General features: G+C 44.7%; 11 protein-coding genes. 3 read left to right on the top strand and 8 right to left on the bottom strand.

Annotated features, from left to right (window positions below):
- Positions 1-50: 50 nt before the first annotated feature.
- A complete protein-coding gene (locus tag P5Y91_RS07455; protein ID WP_118396547.1) occupies positions 51-2,987 on the top strand; it encodes an ATP-binding protein in 2,937 nt (978 codons plus the stop codon).
- 125 nt (positions 2,988-3,112) lie between these two features.
- On the opposite strand, the gene hutG is transcribed toward P5Y91_RS07455, so the two are convergent.
- From hutG to hutU, 8 genes are all read right to left on the bottom strand, one after another.
- Positions 3,113-4,105, bottom strand: coding sequence for a formimidoylglutamase (hutG, locus tag P5Y91_RS07450; RefSeq protein ID WP_024054987.1), 993 nt, complete (start codon positions 4,103-4,105; stop codon positions 3,113-3,115).
- Positions 4,106-4,187: 82 nt separating this feature from the next.
- Positions 4,188-5,729 (bottom strand): histidine ammonia-lyase, encoded by a 1,542-nt coding sequence (gene hutH / locus P5Y91_RS07445; RefSeq protein WP_031576511.1) that lies wholly within the window; start codon positions 5,727-5,729, stop codon positions 4,188-4,190.
- A gap of 216 nt (positions 5,730-5,945) precedes the next feature.
- Entirely contained in the window at positions 5,946-7,289 is a 1,344-nt protein-coding gene (locus P5Y91_RS07440) for an APC family permease (RefSeq protein WP_049471849.1), read from the bottom strand.
- A gap of 21 nt (positions 7,290-7,310) precedes the next feature.
- Positions 7,311-7,889 carry a HutD/Ves family protein gene (locus P5Y91_RS07435; RefSeq protein ID WP_003008647.1) on the bottom strand — a complete coding sequence of 193 codons (579 nt, stop codon included), beginning with the start codon at positions 7,887-7,889 and terminating at the stop codon, positions 7,311-7,313.
- Between the two features lie 15 nt (positions 7,890-7,904).
- Positions 7,905-9,578, bottom strand: a complete 1,674-nt coding sequence (locus tag P5Y91_RS07430) for a formate--tetrahydrofolate ligase (protein ID WP_118396549.1) — start codon at positions 9,576-9,578, stop codon at positions 7,905-7,907.
- Positions 9,579-9,613: 35 nt separating this feature from the next.
- The gene (locus tag P5Y91_RS07425) at positions 9,614-10,243 is read right to left on the bottom strand and encodes a cyclodeaminase/cyclohydrolase family protein (RefSeq protein WP_024054843.1); all 630 of its coding nucleotides are present in this window, start codon (positions 10,241-10,243) and stop codon (positions 9,614-9,616) included.
- A 12-nt stretch (positions 10,244-10,255) separates the two neighbouring features.
- Complete coding sequence (ftcD, locus tag P5Y91_RS07420) at positions 10,256-11,155, bottom strand: glutamate formimidoyltransferase (protein WP_118396551.1); 900 nt, start codon at positions 11,153-11,155, stop codon at positions 10,256-10,258.
- Positions 11,156-11,238: 83 nt separating this feature from the next.
- Positions 11,239-13,269 (bottom strand): urocanate hydratase, encoded by a 2,031-nt coding sequence (hutU, locus tag P5Y91_RS07415; protein ID WP_023919033.1) that lies wholly within the window; start codon positions 13,267-13,269, stop codon positions 11,239-11,241.
- Positions 13,270-13,468: 199 nt separating this feature from the next.
- Between hutU and hutI the strand changes: the two genes are divergently transcribed.
- Together hutI and P5Y91_RS07405 are read left to right on the top strand one after the other, a co-directional pair.
- Positions 13,469-14,716 carry an imidazolonepropionase gene (gene hutI, locus P5Y91_RS07410; protein WP_118227865.1) on the top strand — a complete coding sequence of 416 codons (1,248 nt, stop codon included), beginning with the start codon at positions 13,469-13,471 and terminating at the stop codon, positions 14,714-14,716.
- Positions 14,717-15,007: 291 nt separating this feature from the next.
- Positions 15,008-17,392, top strand: coding sequence for a phosphoketolase family protein (locus P5Y91_RS07405; protein WP_118396553.1), 2,385 nt, complete (start codon positions 15,008-15,010; stop codon positions 17,390-17,392).
- The last annotated feature ends 131 nt before the right edge of the window (positions 17,393-17,523 follow it).

Below are 17,523 nucleotides of genomic sequence, written 5' to 3'. Positions count from 1 at the left end.
GCCAACTTTTTTTTTATAGTATTAATATGAAGTTTTTGGAGGCGCTTGCAATGAAGAAAGATCTCACGTTAAAGTTATTTGGACCCCCTAAGGTTGTTTTCAATCAGAAAACTATTCGGTTTTCTTTTTCGAAGATGGAGGCCTTGCTTTATTATTTAGCGGTCATGGGCCAGGTCAACCGCGATGAAATAGCCGGTATCCTTTGGGGAGATAAGGAAAACCAAGTAGCTCGCAAAAACTTACGGAATACGGTTTACCAAGCCAATAAAATCTTTGAAGGAGATATCATTGTCTCTCCAAGTCGGAGCAGTTTGGCCCTTAATCCTGATTTGAGCCTTTCTTTGGATGTCAAACTCTTTGAAAGAGATCCACTAAGTGCCTTGGATCTTTATCGGGGAGACTTTTTAGAGGGCTTCTATGTCAAGGATGATGAAGACTTTGATCAGTGGGCTTCTCGAAAACGGGATGCTTATAGGAAGCTCTATGTCGAAAGTTGCTATCAAAAAATTGAGCAGGTCGGTTTTGGAGACTCTAGTATAGAACTCTTGCTCCATCATTTGGTAGAGCTGGATGAATTTGAAGAGAAAAACTACCAGCTCTTGATGGAATATTATAGCTTTCATCATCAGCTAGGAAAATTTTTTGAGACCTATTATAAGCTAGTCGATTTATTGGATCGCGAGCTCAGTGTGCGTCCCAGTCGAGCGATTGAGGAACTTTATCACTCCGTTTTGGAAGCCAAACGAACTCATAAACTGACCAATCGCTTGAATATCCGTGAACTTTCCTTTTTTGGTCGGAAACAAGAACTCTCGCAACTCGAGGAATACCTTTCCTTAGTCGAGACGGGTGAGGCGGTAGGTCCTTTTCTCGTGATGGGGCAATCTGGAACAGGTAAAAAACGTCTGTTGCGGCAGTTGGTCTTGATGTCCAATCGCAGTTTTAACTTTATCAAGGTGGAAGGAAAAGCTACCAGTCAGCGCTATGAAGGAAGCGCCTGGAATGATCTCAGACAAGCGCTAGAGAAAATGGGGGATGAGATGGGAATTTCCCTTCTGGAAGAGGAGGATGATCTCATTTCGGTATGGAATCAGCTTCAGAGCCTTAGCAAAGAAAAACCGCTCCTGATCCTGCTTGAAAACGCCCAGTGGTTCGATGCAGTGTCTCTAGAAAAAGTGAAACAACTAGAGGAGCGAAGAAACCAGGAGAAATGGCAACTGATTTTTACAGCTGAAGAGCCTCTGCCAGCTTTCTTCGTCAACTTCTTGGGGAACTTAAAGGTAGAGAAACGGCTGTCTCAACTAGAGTTGACCAATTTTGATCCTAGTGAAAGTCGTGCTCTCTTGAAAGGGGAACTGGGAGCAATAGAGCCGGCAGTGATGGAGCAGATGGTCGAATGGAGTGAAGGCAGTCCGTTCTTACTATCCAGCTATATCGAAGAGTGGAAAGAAAATGAAAATTTAGAACCCTTGCCTGATATCATTCAAGCTTATCTTTCTCAGGAGCTTGGGGATATGAGCAGCGAGGAAGAGGCTCTTCTACACTACCTATCGTGTTTTCATAAGCCAATTTCTCTGTCTATCTTGGCGGAATTGACGGCTACAGAGCTTCCTGTTTTGACAGAATTAATCGAGCCTTTATCTGAAAGAGCGATCGTCTCAATCGTAGAAGAAGGAGAGGCTCTCATGGTTCAATTCTGCAAGCAATTGGTAGCTATGTACTTTTACCATCTTCTTTCGCCAGCTAGACGGCGCCTCTTCCACCAACAAATTGCGCAAAAATTGGAAGAAACTTTAGAAGATTCGACGGACCTTCTTCTTTATAAGGAAATTGCCTACCAATACAAGCAATCCCAAAATCTTTTGCGTTCCTTATCGTTTGAGTTGACCTACTTAGAAGAAATTCTTCAGCTGGAGCATGAACTGTTTCCGATATATTCCAAGGTAGATGAGGGGTTCCTATCAGATGGTACAAATAGTCATTTGGACATTTTTGGAGAGCTATCCCGCATTCGCCAAGAATTAGATAACCTCTTTTCAAGGCACCAAAGAGATAGAGAATACAAGTATTTGCAACTGCGTTACTTGTACCTAGAAGGTCGCTATTTTATTCGAAGTGGGGAGTATCAAAAGGGGATTCATGATATCCAAAAAGTCATCTCCTATGCGCGGGAACTCAAGCAATCCGACTTCCTCTTAGAGGGTTATCGGCAAATCATTTATTATTGCATTCAAACTGAAAATATCTCTGAGATGGCCTATTATACAGATTTGGCTCTGGAAGATGCCATCCAAGCCAATAATCATGAGGTCATCGCGATCCAGTTGCGTTTGAAGGGCTTGTATCACCTGATGGTTGGGGATGAGGAGCAGGCGACTCGGCATCTGTATCGCTCTATTGATTGCTTTAGTTTGACCAATAGCATGCAGGCCAAGTATGCCATTCAAATTGCAGCTTCTTTGGCCTACCTCGCTGAAATCGAGCAAATTAGGGGCCATTTCCAAGTAGCGGTCACCCACTTAGAAGAGGTTCTGCGCTTAGTGGGGGATCAAGCTGTTGATTCCGTCCGTGTCGTCTTTGATATTGATCTTGGGATCGCCTATTATTGGAAGGGAGATTTGATCCAAGCTCGCCGCTGTTTTGACAGAGCTCAGAAGATTTTGTCCAGTGTTCGTTTCCCTTGGAAGGAAGAATTGCTCGAATTTTATCAATCCTTAATCGCTTGCCAGCAAGGAGATCAAGAGAAGGTTGCGGCTTATCTGGCTCGAAAAGAAAGGACGATGAAACCATCTGCCAATTCTCGGGATAAGGGAATGGTTCATTATCTATTGGCTTTCTTATCTAATCAAAAGGAGAAGGGAGAAGAGCTCGATCCTGCCCTGAGGACCTTCTTGAAAGAAGATAAGAATTACTACAAGAAGGTGGCAGAGCAACACTTGAATCCCTACAGAGATCGTCAGTTTCTTAAGAAATTAAAAGACCTGTAGTGTCTCTTATCTAAATCATAAGAGAAGGCTAAGAGGCCATGCCTCCTTTCAGGCGAAAATGAAAAAAGCATAGAAATACCCAAGCAATGGGTGTTTCTATGCTTTTTATGTGTGTAGAAATCTTCTTAGTTCAGTTTTTGTTGCGCCAATATTTGGGTCAAGTAAAAGATAAAGGTCGCAGCAAGGTTTGAAGTATGGTTGTCAATGTCATGAGGAGGAGAAACTTCCACGACATCAAATCCGATTAGCTTACCACTAGCAGCAATGTGTTGGAGAAGCAGAAGGGCCAGTTTGGGATCGACACCCAATGATTGGATGGCGCTAACACCAGGAGCAGAGCCGACCGCAAAGCAATCCATATCAATAGACAGATAGATCGCGGTTTGGTTTTCTAAAAATTGATCGATTCGATCCAGAATGGCTTGGTGGCTCATCTGGAAGAGGTCTTGCCCTGTTAAGAAATCAATGCTTGGTGTTTTAGCGACATAATTAAAGAGGAAGAGGTTGTTATTGTGCTCTTGGATCCCAAGGATGAGGTAAGGGAAGTCCTGACCTTTTTCTTTCGCATGATCAGCCATTTGACGAAATCCTGTTCCAGAATTGGGACCGGTTTGGTCGTATGGCCGCAAATCAAAGTGGGCATCCAGATTGATCACAGCCAGTTGTTCATCTTTTTCTAAACTGGATTGAATCCCTAGATAGTGGCCGTAAGCAGTTCCGTGACCGCCTCCTAGGACAATGGGTTGGATCCCTAGTTGGTACATGCGCTGGATCGCTTGTGAGAGACTTTCTTGGAGTTCTTCTAGTGAATGGTTAGGCCCGTCAATATTTCCCACATCATACACTGTCACATTGGTTCCCCAGTGCCATGGAAGTTTAGCGATTTGAGAACGGATGGCTGTAGGACCCTCGACTGCTCCTACACGCCCATTATTGATATAGACTCCTTTGTCGCTCTTAAAGCCGATGATCCCAAAGGTCATACCCTCAAATGGAGTGAGGGTCTCGTCGTTTAGGTCTAAAAATTTGGTGACCATTCCCCATTTGGCCGTGTAGGGATTGTCCTCGATGCTACCTTGGTAGTAGCTGTAGGTCATTGGATAGTAGTTTGTGAGCAAGCTTGTCGCCTCCCTTATTTTTCTGAAAGCAGGCAGAGGCTGAGAAGATCGCCAGCCTCTGTTTTGCTTTATTCTTACTGTATCAGTATTGAATGCTTAAGTCAACTGCTTTTTCGATGGTTGCTAAGAATTCTTCGCTTTCGACAACAGCAGATGCTTTATTAAGTTCTTCAAAGATTTCGATATCTTTGTCAAATTCAATGAAGTTCAGTTTTTGACGAATCAGCTCATAAGCTGGTTTTGTCCCTTTACCAAGTTCATGATTTTCTGGCTTGAGATCCAAGGCTTGGCAAGCTGCCATGATTTCAGTAGCAACGATGCGACGTGAGTTTTTAAGAATTTCTGCTGCTTTACGAGCGGCAGTCGTTCCCATGCTGACGAAATCTTCTTGGTTTTCACAAGATGGAATAGAATCGACACTAGCAGGGTGAGCCAAAATTTTATTTTCCGATGCAAGGGATGCACAAGCATACTGGGTAATCATGAAGCCTGAGTTGAGTCCAGGGTGTTTGACTAAGAAGGATGGTAATTTACTGAGTTGGCTGTTGACCAAGCGTTCCACCCGACGTTCAGATACGTTCCCAATTTCAGAAAGGGCAATGCCTAAGAAGTCAAATGGTTGCGCCATTGGTTCACCGTGGAAGTTACCTCCTGAGATGACGTGTCCTTCTTTGGTAATGATTGGGTTATCTGTGACAGAGTTGATTTCGATTTCAACTTTTTCTTTTACGTAAGCAATAGAATCCTTGCTGGCTCCATGTATTTGAGGGATACAGCGAAGTGTATAAGGATCTTGTACCCGTTGTTGAGTCGCAACAGTGGTATTCTTACTTCCTTCAAGAAGGTTACGGATGTTGCGAGCAGTTGCCAATTGTCCACTTTGTGGGCGGATGGAATGAAGGTCTTCTTCGAATGGACTGGTAATTCCATTGTGAACTTCCATTGAGAGAGCACCAGCGATATCAGAGAGTTTGAGCAATTGGATACCATCATAAGTCGCAAGAGCACCGATACCGGTTAGGACAGTCGTACCATTGATCAAGGCAAGCCCTTCTTTGGCAGCTAATTGGATCTTTTCAATTCCAGCACGATCTAAGGCTTCTTGACCACTGAGAAGTTCTCCTTTGTAGTAGGCACGTCCAAGGCCCAACATTGGTAAAACCATATGAGAAAGAGGAGCAAGGTCTCCAGAAGCTCCGAGAGAGCCTTTTTCAGGGATATAAGGAGTGACTCCTTTGTTGAGCAATTCTAACAGTTTTTCAACGGTTGACAGACGAATGCCAGAATAACCTTTCAAGAGTGAGTTGATACGGATCAGCATGATGGCACGAACAGCATCTTCAGGAAGTGGATCACCGAAGCCAGATGAGTGAGTTCGGATCAGGTTTTCTTGCAGTTGAACAGTATCTTCTGGAGAGATGCTGACATTACAGAGGGAACCAAAGCCAGTGGTTACACCATAGACGACTCGTTTTTCCCGGACAATGTCATCAACGATTTTACGGGATGCGATAACGGCTTCTTTGGCTTGTTCATCAAGCTCACATTGGGCACCGTGCCGAGCGACAGCGATGACTTCTTCGAGTGTTAAGCTATTACCATCTAAATGAATCAATTGAGTCATATAAAACCTCCGATTATGAATAGTTGTTCTGTGGAAGTAGTGTTGTTTACTTCGGTTTGAATACCAAACATGGGCCCATTGTCTATTGATCTAAAAAAATTGAAAGGAGTCATAGAGAAAAGGGCTCAGGTTTGACATTCGTGGAGTCCTAGATGGGTTAGGGAGCAAAACCGAGCTTCACTCCCGTCTCTGTTCCCATCTAGTGTGTAAAGAAAATTAGTGAGGAAGGGTTTTCGATTTATGTAGTTTATCGCCGTGGAAAACAAAGTAGAGTCCACTTGCGATCACGAGACCGATGGCACCCCAAACAAAGTTCATTAGGTTGTCCCCTGCAATCATCAAGATACTGATCACAACAGCTAGAACTGGGATAACAGGACCAAATGGTACTCGGAAGGTAACCTTTTTGTCTGGGTACATTTTTCTGAGTTTGATGGCTGCCAAAGCAGTTGGAATGTATTGGAAGAAACGGAAGACAACACTGAAGGTTGCTAATGTTTCGAAAGAGCCAGATAACAAGAGTAAGAAGGCGAAGATACCAGAAATGATAATGGCAATGACAGGGGCATTCTTAGAGTTTGTTTTTCCAAGCCCTTCTGGCAAGAGTTTTTCAGTTGCTAATGCGGCACCAAAACGAGGGACCATGATGGATTCACCGATGTTTAGACCGGCGATTGAAATGAGGGCTCCGTAAGAAACGAGTGGAGCTCCGATAGGGCCAATCATTTCGACAAATGCGTCTTGTACTGGTGCACCAGTTTGCATAATGCGACCACCAAGCATGGCGATTGTTCCTGCGATGATCAACATGTAGAGAACAGATACAATACTGATAGAACCTAGAATAGCGCGGGGAACGTTCTTTTCAGGGTTGCGCATTTCCCCTGCAACGATAGACATGGTTTCAAATCCGATGAAACCGTAGAAGATGTAGACGGCTGTACTAGAAATAGAACTGAAGAGGTTTGTTCCACTTTCCAATTGAAGGAAAGGTGTGAAGTTGCCCTTGCTCACGCCACCGGGAATGAAGAAGATGGCAAAGAGTGAGAAGAGGACAATTGGAATTAATTTTGCAACAGTAGCTGTCAGAGTAAACATCTTAGAGGTTTTCAGACCGGCAATGTTCATCAGACTCAAGAGAATCAGCATACCGATACTGATCGGAAGGTTGTAGCCTTCAAATGCTGGGAAGGTGATGATGAAGATCTTAGCAAATCCGGCTAACATGGCAGCCCAAGCGATAACAGTAACGGCCCAACCGAGAATCCCAACGTTAAAGCCAACGAAGTCTCCGAAAGCGGCTTTTGAGTATTGCATGGCTCCACCGTTTTTGTCGAAGTAGCCAGCTGTTTCAGCCAGACAGGCTGATAGTAGCATGACGAGAATGGCAACCCCGAACATGACAGCTAGAGAAGCTGGTCCGAGGCCAGAATAAATTTTTTGAGGAAGGAGGAAGATACCAGATCCGATTACGGCGTTGATACCGTAAAGAGTGGCACCGCTAAAGCTGAATTTCGCTTTTTCTTGTTCCTCAATCGACTGTTTATGTGCTCCGTTCATAATGTTTCTCCTTTGTGAACATTATTGTAGTCCAGTCCAGATAGCAATCGGTTGCTCCCCAGACTGATGGGGTAAAAACGTGATTGTCATCTCTTGAAGAGGAGATGCTTGTTCGATCACCAGGAGCTCGTGAGTTTGGAGAGTTTGAGAATGATTGTTTCCCCATTCGAGTGTTAGTGGACAGAGAGCGTAGATCAATTGATAGCGACTCTGACTTTTGACACTCTCTTTTGGGGATATAGCACTCATATGCCCCTGATAAGAAGGTTTGTAAATCAAATTAAAGTCTTGACAAGTCCCTTGGCTAGATACAGGATCTCCCCCATCAAAGAAGTAGCTTTGAAAGGGGTTCAAAACCACTTCTTTATGGTGATGGGTGAGCCTAATGGAGGCATTCAAGGGCATCAAGATTCGGTGGTAGCCCGTGAGATCGGTAAAGTTACTTTTTTCAACCTCTACCGTTGCAGTAGAGAGGCGGAAGTCAAAGGTCCGATCTGGATAGCTTCCTCCCTCTGGGGAGAGAAAGAGTTGGGTGGTTTGGCCACCGGACCAGGTAGAAATTTGATAATCTGCGGGGGTAAGATGAAGGAGAGTCACCATAGGACGCCTTCTTTCTTAAAAGAGACCAGTGATATTGCCGTGGGCATCGATATCAATCTTTTCACTGGCAGGAACTTTAGGTAGGCCAGGCATGGTCATAATGGTACCAGTGAGAGCTACGATGAAGCCAGCTCCGGCAGCCACCTTAAGGTTACTGATTTTAACTGTGAAATCTTTTGGTGCTCCCATCTTCTTCGCATCGTCTGAGAAGGAATATTGGGTTTTGGCCATACAGATTGGGTAGTTTGAGAAGCCAAGAGCTTCCAATTCTTTGAGTTCGCGTTTGGCCGCTGGTGTTAAGCTGATGCCTTTACCACCATAGACTTTTGTGACGATCTTGGTCAATTTTGTTTCAATGCTGTCTTCTTCGTCATAGACATAAGAGAAGTGGTTTTCTTCTTGAGCCAGTTGAATGACTTTTTCAGCCAAGTCACGACCACCAGCTCCACCATGTGCCCAGACATCTGAAATGACCACATCTACATTGCGTTTCTTACAAGATTCATAGACAGCTTCTAGCTCTGCTTCTGTATCCAGTGGGAATTTGTTAATGGCAACGACCACTGGTAGACCATAGACTTCTTGAATGTTGGCCAAGTGTTTGTCTAGGTTTGGTAGACCATCGATCACGGCTTGGACATTTTCAGTAGCCAAGTCCGCTTTGGCAACCCCACCATGCATTTTGAGGGCACGGATGGTTGCGACGAGGACAACGGCAGCAGGTTTGAGTCCAGCCATACGGCACTTGATATCGATGAATTTTTCAGCACCGAGGTCTGCTCCAAAACCAGCTTCTGTCACGACATAGTCTGCATATTTGAGGGCTAGTTTAGTAGCCAGCACACTGTTACAGCCGTGGGCGATATTGGCAAATGGTCCACCGTGGATGATGGCAGGAGTATGTTCTAAAGTCTGCACCAAGTTCGGATGGATGGCATCTTTGAGGACAGCTGCCATGGCCCCTCCAGCCTTGAGGTCTTTGGCTGTGACCGGTTGTCCTTGGTAGTTGTACCCGATAATGATGCGATCAAGACGTTCTTTGAGATCAAGGATATTTTCTGAGAGACAGAGAATGGCCATGATTTCAGAAGCCACGGTGATGTCAAAGCCATCTTCACGAGGAACCCCGTTTGTTTTTCCTTGAAGGCCATCGACAATATGACGGAGCTGACGGTCGTTCATATCGACCACCCGTTTCCAGGTAATGCGACGAGAATCGATGCCCAACTCATTGCCGTGATGGATATGGTTGTCAATCAAGGCTGCAAGGAGGTTGTTGGCAATCCCAATGGCATGGAAGTCTCCGGTAAAGTGAAGGTTGATATCTTCCATTGGAACCACTTGGGCGTACCCGCCACCGGCAGCTCCACCCTTGATCCCAAAGACAGGGCCAAGAGAAGGTTCGCGCAGGGCAATGACGGCTTTTTCACCAATAGCTGAAAGAGCATCGACCAAGCCAACAGAGGTGGTTGTCTTTCCTTCTCCAGCAGGTGTTGGGGAGATGGCTGTCACGAGGATCAGCTTTCCATCTTCCTTATCCTTGAGTTGTTCCAGTTGGTTGCTATCAATTTTTGCCTTGTATTTTCCGTAGAGCGAAATATCGTCTTCGGTCAATCCAAGTTCAGCAGCGATATCGGTGATGGGCTTCATTTGGACAGAATTGGCAATTTCAATATCCGATAAAACCATAGAATCCCTTCTTTCTTTATTTTTATTTGCTAGGTTTAAGATAGACTTTCTAAAATGGTTTGGTAAATGTTATCTGCAAGATCAGAACCGGTTTGGAGAAGTTTGAGTCCCTTGCCGTGGTATTCTTGGACGAAGTCTTGGTCCTTGATTCCTGAAATGTTGATCAAGACATTGAGCCAAGCACCTTGAAGGCCAGCTTTAAGATTCAGAGCAGCTACCCCTAGGTCACTAGCCGCATTAGTGTTGGACTTGCCAACAGCTTCTTTGGTGGTTTCAAGAGCTTCAACGATGAGCTCCATCATAGAGAAAGGAGATACTGTCGCATGTTTCAAAGCTTTTTGCATGGCTTCACGACGAGCAGCTTTCTCTTCTTCCGTTTCTTTTGGAAGATCAAAGACAGCTGATACGACGTTGAAGGCTTCTGTATCCTTGTCGATGGCTTCTAGTAATTGGTCTTGGAGTTGAGCGCTTTTTTCATGAACCCCTTTGATGTGGTCTTCAAATTCTGCGTATTTTTTCTTTCCAATGGTCAGTTCACAGACCATTTTTGTAAGGGAAATCCCATTCGCAGCAGATAGAGCAGCAGCAGAACCACCACCTGGAGCTGGAGCATCTGAACCAAGAACTTTGGCAAACTCCGTAATACTTAAGTCAACTAGTTTCATAGAACTCCCTTTCTAACCCAACAAGTGATTTTCCAAGACTTGTTTGCTGTAGTCAAAGTCTTCTAATTGCAAGTAGTATTCAGCAGAGTCGATCAAAGCCTTAGCAGGAGCCAGTCCAATGAGTTCTGTTCCGATGATGCGAACACCATAGCGTTGCGCTTCGAAACGAACGGTTTCAACGACACGATACAATGGGAATTGTTCCAAGTTGACCATGTTGATGGAGACTTGGGCGATGTTGCGATCTTCTAGCATGACGCCGATCGCTTTACAGTACTTGTATCCACCGCTTGATCCACGAATGATTTTAGAAATCTTATTGGCAATCTCTAGGTCGTCTGTGTCAAGGTTGATATTGAAAGCAACGAGTGGCATACGGACACCGACAGCTGTAACCCCTGCAGTTGGGTGAATCTTGCGTTCACCGTAGTCTGGCTTCCAGTCTTCTTCCAACAATTTTTCTGGCATTCCTTCAAATTGTCCTTTACGCACTTTCGCCAAGTTCTTCCGTTCTGGGCGAGTTGCAGCATCTTCATAAAGGAAGATTGGAATACCTAATTCACGATTGATGCGTTCGGCTACTTTGTTAGCAATCTCAACGCATTCAGCTGTAGTGATATCCTTAACCGGAACGAATGGACAAACGTCTGTTGCCCCTATACGAGGGTGTTCGCCTTCGTGCTTGGTCATATCAATGTTTTCAGAAGCGTATTTCACCAATTGGAAAGCCACTTCTTGAATGCTTTCTTCATCCCCAACGAGTGTAAAGACGCTGCGGTTGTGGCTGGCATCGGACGAGTAGTCTAGTAAAGTGACACCTGGAATACTTTTTGCTGTAGCTGCTAATCCGTCGATCACAGCCTGATTGCGTCCTTCAGAGAAGTTTGGAATACATTCAACAATTTTTGCCATATGATTACCTCTTTTTATAGGAGAAGTTGGGGAGGAGGAGTCTTTGTATTTTCCTCCCCTTTCTCAGTTTTTATTTTTTGATGTTAAAACAATTTTTGAACGGCTTCTTTGACCAAATCTTCATCTGCCAGATACGGAATGGTGATGTGGTCTGTTCCTGCATGGAGACGGTTGTACTCGATGGCTGTTTCAATGGCATGATCGTTCCGTGCCCAGTTCCGACGAGCAACCCCGCCCATGGTATCCCAGGCAATGGCAGACTTGATGATTTCATCGATCCGGTGGCTACCGTCTAGAACGAGACCAAATCCACCGTTGATGGCTTTACCGATACCAGTACCACCACCGTTGTGGAGAGCGACGAGACTCATACCTCGAGCAGCGTTACCAGCGTAACATTGAACCGCCATGTCACAAGTGACGTTCGAACCATCTTTGATGTTTGATGTTTCACGGAATGGAGCATCTGTACCAGATACGTCGTGGTGGTCACGTCCGATCATGACCGGTCCGATCTTGCCTTGGCGAATGAGTTCATTGAATTTCAAAGCAATGTTGACACGGCCCATGCAATCTTGATAGAGGATACGTGCTTGTGTACCAACCACCAGTTGGTTCTTTTCCGCATCGCGAATCCAGTTGTAGTTGTCGCGGTCTTGGTAGCGACGAGTTGGATCGATCGCTTCCATGGCTGCATGGTCAGTTGCAATCAAGTCTTCGTGTTTACCGCTGAGGCAGACCCAACGGAATGGACCATAACCATAGTCAAAGAGCATAGGTCCCATGATATCTTCTACGTAAGATGGCCAAATGAAGCCGTCTTTGTCATCCAAGCCATTCTTAGAAATTTCCTTGATGCCTGAGTCGTAAACAGATTTCATGAAGGCATTACCGTAGTCGAAGAAGTAAGTACCTTTAGCTGTCAAGGCTTTGATCACTGCAAAGTGACGAGCCAAGGTTTCATCAACCAAACGGCGGAAGGTTTCTTTGTCTTCTGCCAGCAAACGTGTCCGTTCTTCAAAACTAATGCCAACTGGGCAATAGCCACCATCATAAACGTTGTGGCAAGAGGTTTGGTCAGACAAGAGATGAACATGGACTTGGTGTTCGTTGACATATTCGAGCAAGTCTACGATATTACCATGGTAGGCAATCGAAGTGGATTCACCAGCTTCCAGTGCTGCTTGAGCTAATTTCACAGCTTCTTCGGCACTGTCTGTCACTTGGCTAATCCAGCCTTGAGAGTGACGAGTTTCGATCCGAGAGCGGTCCACTTCAGCGACGATGGCCACCGCTTTTGCGATTTCAGCTGCTTTCCCTTGAGCTCCGCTCATTCCACCGAGACCAGATGAAATAAAGAGTTTACCGGTCAAGTCGCCATCATCAGGCACACCGAGTTTGAGACGACCAGCATTGAGAAGGGTGTTGAAAGTACCGTGAACGATCCCTTGTGGACCGATGTACATCCAGCCACCAGCCGTCATCTGACCGTAGTTGGTCACTCCCATCTCTTCAGCAATTTCCCAGTCGCGCATGTTGTCATACTCACCGATCAAGAGACCGTTGGTAATGACGACACGAGGAGCTTCTGGTTTCGATTTGAAGAGGCCAAGAGGGTGACCAGATTCAACCACCAAGGTTTGGTCTTCTGTCATGACTTCCAAGTATTTCTTGATCAAGTTGTATTGCATCCAGTTGGCACAGACAGATCCTGTTTCCCCATAAGTGACCAATTCATATGGATAAAGAGCAATTTCAAAGCTCAAGTTGTTGTCAATCATGACCTGCATAGCCTTAGCAGCTGTGCATTTTCCTTTGTACTCATCGATTGGTTTTCCGTAGATCCGATCTTTTGGACGGAAGCGATAGCCATAGATCCGACCGCGAGTTCTCAGTTCTTCCAGAAATTCTGGGATCAACTCTTGGTGGAATTTTTTAGGAATGTAACGCAAAGCATTTTTAAGGGCAATTTCAGTCTGAGCTTGCGTTAAGCGGAAGCCTCTATCAGGTGCACGACGGATGCCTTCTTGAAAAGTCGCCTTTTCAGGTAGGACATCAAAGTCAAGTTTGACAGACATAGCAGCTGCAATTTCTTTCTCGTCTATAAATGACATAGCAGAACCCTCCTTATAGTTGGACTGTGAATTTATATTTTCTTTATTGTATCGAAGAAACGTCAATAAAGAGTCAAAAAAAAATATAATTTTTAATAAAGCAAAAAAAAATGAGGGAAAAACTTTTTGACTTTTTTTTGACGCTTTTCCTGTAGAATTGTAAAATGAATAACAATGGAAATAGAAAGGAATGTTTCATATGTCTGCTGATATCCTATTAACCCACTTTAACCAATTGTTTTGTCCAAATGATCTAGGTCATCCTCTCTATGGCAAGGAGATGGCAGAGGCAAAAATTCTTTCCGATGCTTATATCGCCATTAAAGATGGAAAGATTCTTGCAGTTGGGACAGGTCAACCAGATCCAGAACTGATTGATGACCATACGGAAGTGAAATCCTGTGAAGGAAAAGTTGCGACTCCTGGCCTGATTGACTGCCACACCCACTTGGTCTATGGAGGCAGTCGTGAACATGAATTTGCGAAAAAGTTAGCAGGTGTTTCTTACTTAGACATCCTCGCTCAAGGCGGTGGAATTCTGAGCACGGTTCGGGCGACACGAGAAGCTTCCTTCGATAATCTCTATGACAAGTCCGAACGACTGTTGGATTACATGTTGCGTCATGGGGTGACTACTGTCGAAGCCAAGAGTGGCTATGGTTTGGATTGGGAAACTGAAAAACGCCAACTAGATGTAGTAGCTGCCTTGGACCGGGATCATGAAATTGATCTGGTATCAACCTTTATGGCAGCCCATGCGATCCCAACAGAATACAAGGGCCGTTCCCAAGAATATTTAGATCTCATTGTGGAGCAAATGCTTCCCAAAGTGAAGGAAGAAAAGCTAGCTGAGTTCTGTGATATTTTCTGTGAAAAAGGTGTCTTTACAGCAGATGAATCCCGCTATCTTCTTTCTAAAGCTAAGGAGATGGGCTTCAAACTGCGGATTCATGCCGATGAAATCGAATCCATTGGTGGTGTTGACGTGGCGGCTGAATTGGAATCTACTAGTGCAGAACACTTGATGGTGATTACGGATGAAGGGATTCAAAAACTAGCAAAAGCCAAAGTTATCGGCAATCTGTTGCCTGCTACAACCTTCAGCCTCATGGAAGATACCTATGCACCGGCTCGTAAGATGTTGGACGCTGGGATGGCCATTACCCTAACAACCGACAGCAATCCAGGATCCTGTCCGACAGCCAATCTCCAGTTTGCCATGCACCTGGGTTGCTTCATGATGCGCCTAACTCCAGTAGAAATTCTCAATGCGGTAACCATTAATGCAGCCTATTCAGTAGATCGTGCTAAAACAATCGGCTCTTTCGATGTTGGTAAACAGGCTGACATTACCATCTTTGATGCACCAAATCTAGATTATCTCTTCTATTTCTTTGCGACAAATCTCGTGACAGATGTCTACAAGAAAGGTCAAAAAGTCATTTAACCGACTCCATTTCATTTGGGACTTTGCTCGTTTGCAAAAATTAGCAAAGTCTTTTTTTAAAACCTATCCCTGTAGGGAATAGGACCACTTTAGTGGGGAATTAAAATTTGACGTTCAAAGAATATTTTTCTTACTTTCTGATGTACAAAAAGGGAAATTCTTGATAGAATAGAAGTAATATTGAATATTTTCTTCAATATCATCTGTTTGACTTGAAAACAGATTGTTTAAATTATTGATCAAACGAACAGGTTGTCCAACAGACCTGTCTAGAAATTGTGAGGAGACAAGATGACTGTCGATTATAACAGCAAAGCTTACTTGGATAAAGTAGACGCTTGGTGGCGTGCAGCCAACTATATTTCAGCTGCTCAAATGTACTTGAAAGATAACCCATTGTTGAAGCGCGAAGTCGTTGAAAATGACTTGAAGGCTCACCCAATCGGACACTGGGGAACTGTACCAGGGCAAAACTTTATCTATGCTCACTTGAACCGTGCCATCAACAAATACGACTTGGATATGTTCTACATTGAAGGACCAGGTCACGGTGGACAAGTAATGGTATCGAACTCTTACTTAGATGGTTCTTATACTGAATTGAATCCAAACATCCCACAAAATGAAGAAGGTTTCAAACACTTGTGTAAGATCTTCTCATTCCCAGGAGGAATCGCTTCTCACGCGGCGCCTGAAACACCAGGATCTATCCACGAAGGTGGAGAACTTGGTTATGCCCTTTCTCACGCTGCTGGTGCTGTATTGGATAATCCAGATGTGATTGCTGCCACAGTTATCGGTGACGGTGAAGGAGAAACAGGTCCATTGATGGCTGGTTGGTTGTCAAATACCTTCTTGAACCCAGTCAACGATGGGGCTATCCTTCCAATCTTCTACCTCAATGGTGGAAAGATCCACAACCCAACGATCTTCGAGCGCAAAACAGACGAAGAATTGGCCCTCTTCTTTGAAGGTCTTGGTTGGAAACCGATCTTTGCGAATGTCACTGCAATTTCAGAAGACCACGAAGCTGCACACGCTTTGTTCGCTGAAAAATTGGACGAAGCAATTGAAGAAATCAAGAAAGTCCAAGCAGAAGCTCGTAAAGGTTCTGCTGAAGAAGCAACTCAACCAGTATACCCTGTCTTGATTGCTCGTATTCCTAAAGGTTGGACTGGTCCAAAAGCATGGGAAGGAACACCAATCGAGGGTGGATTCCGTGCTCACCAAGTGCCAATCCCAGTAGATGCTCACCACATGGAGCATGTCGATGCCCTTCTTTCATGGTTGGAATCTTACCGTCCAGCTGAATTGTTCGACGAAACTGGTAAATTACTTCCTGAAATTGCGGAAATTGCACCAAAAGGTGACCGTCGCATGGCGATGAACCCAATCACAAATGCTGGTGTGATCAAACCAATGAACACAGCTGATTGGAAGAAACATGCCCTTCAATTCAACACACCAGGTGAAATCATGGCTCAAGACATGATCGAATTTGGTAAGTATGCGGCAGACTTGGTAGATGCGAACCCAGATAACTTCCGTATCTTCGGTCCAGATGAAACCAAATCAAACCGTCTTCAAGAAGTCTTCACTCGTACAAGCCGTCAATGGTTAGGACGTATGAAACCAGACTACGATGAAGCCTTGAGCCCTGCTGGTCGTGTCATTGACTCTCAATTGTCAGAGCACCAAGCAGAAGGTATGCTTGAAGGATATGTCTTGACAGGTCGTCATGGATTCTTCGCCTCTTACGAATCCTTCCTTCGTGTTGTGGATTCTATGATCACTCAACACTTCAAATGGTTGCGTAAGTCTAAGACCCATACAACATGGCGTAAAAACTACCCAGCCTTGAACTTGATTGCAACTTCAACGGTCTTCCAACAAGACCATAATGGTTATACTCACCAAGATCCAGGTATCTTGACTCACTTGGCTGAGAAAACTCCTGAATATATTCGTGAGTACTTGCCAGCAGATACCAATAGCTTGCTTGCAGTGATGGATCAAGCCTTCAAGGGAGAAGATGTGATCAACTTGATCGTTTCTTCTAAACACCCACGTCCTCAATTCTACTCAGCTGACGAAGCAGAAGAATTGGTTCGTGAAGGATACAAGGTGATCGATTGGGCATCAACTGTTTCAGCAGATGAAGAGCCAGATCTTGTTATTGCAGCTGCAGGTACAGAGCCAAACTTAGAAGCTCTTGCAGCCATCACAATCTTGCATAAAGCCTTCCCAGAATTGAAGATCCGCTTTGTCAATGTGGTAGACATCTTGAAATTGCGTCACCCATCCGTTGATGCGCGTGGACTTTCAGATGAAGAATTTGACAAAGTCTTCACAACTGATAAACCAGTCATCTTTGCCTTCCATGGTTACGAAGGCATGATCCGTGATATCTTCTTCAACCGTCATAACCATAACCTTCGTGTACATGGTTACCGTGAAAACGGGGATATCACCACACCATTTGATATGCGTGTGATGTCTGAGTTGGATCGCTTCCACTTGGCACAAGATGCAGCTAATGCAGCTCTTGGAGATGCAGCAAGCGCATTTGCAGCGAAGATGGATGAAACAATCGCCTTCCACCATGACTACATCCGTGAAAACGGAGACGACATTCCAGAAGTTCAAAACTGGAAATGGGAAAACGTGAATAAATAAGAAAAGAGAGTGGGACAGAAATCGGTAATTCGTTAGAATTCGATTTCGTCGTCCCACCTCCGCACAGTTGAGTAGGGCTGTAAAAGCTGATGAAATCAGCGTAGTAGAGCCCACTCAACCACTGCGTCTTG

The sequence above is a fragment of the Streptococcus taoyuanensis genome, assembly GCF_029589235.1.
Lineage (GTDB): Bacteria > Bacillota > Bacilli > Lactobacillales > Streptococcaceae > Streptococcus > Streptococcus taoyuanensis.
The sequence above is the reverse complement of the archived record's forward strand: the minus strand, read 5'-3'. Positions and strand labels throughout refer to the sequence as shown.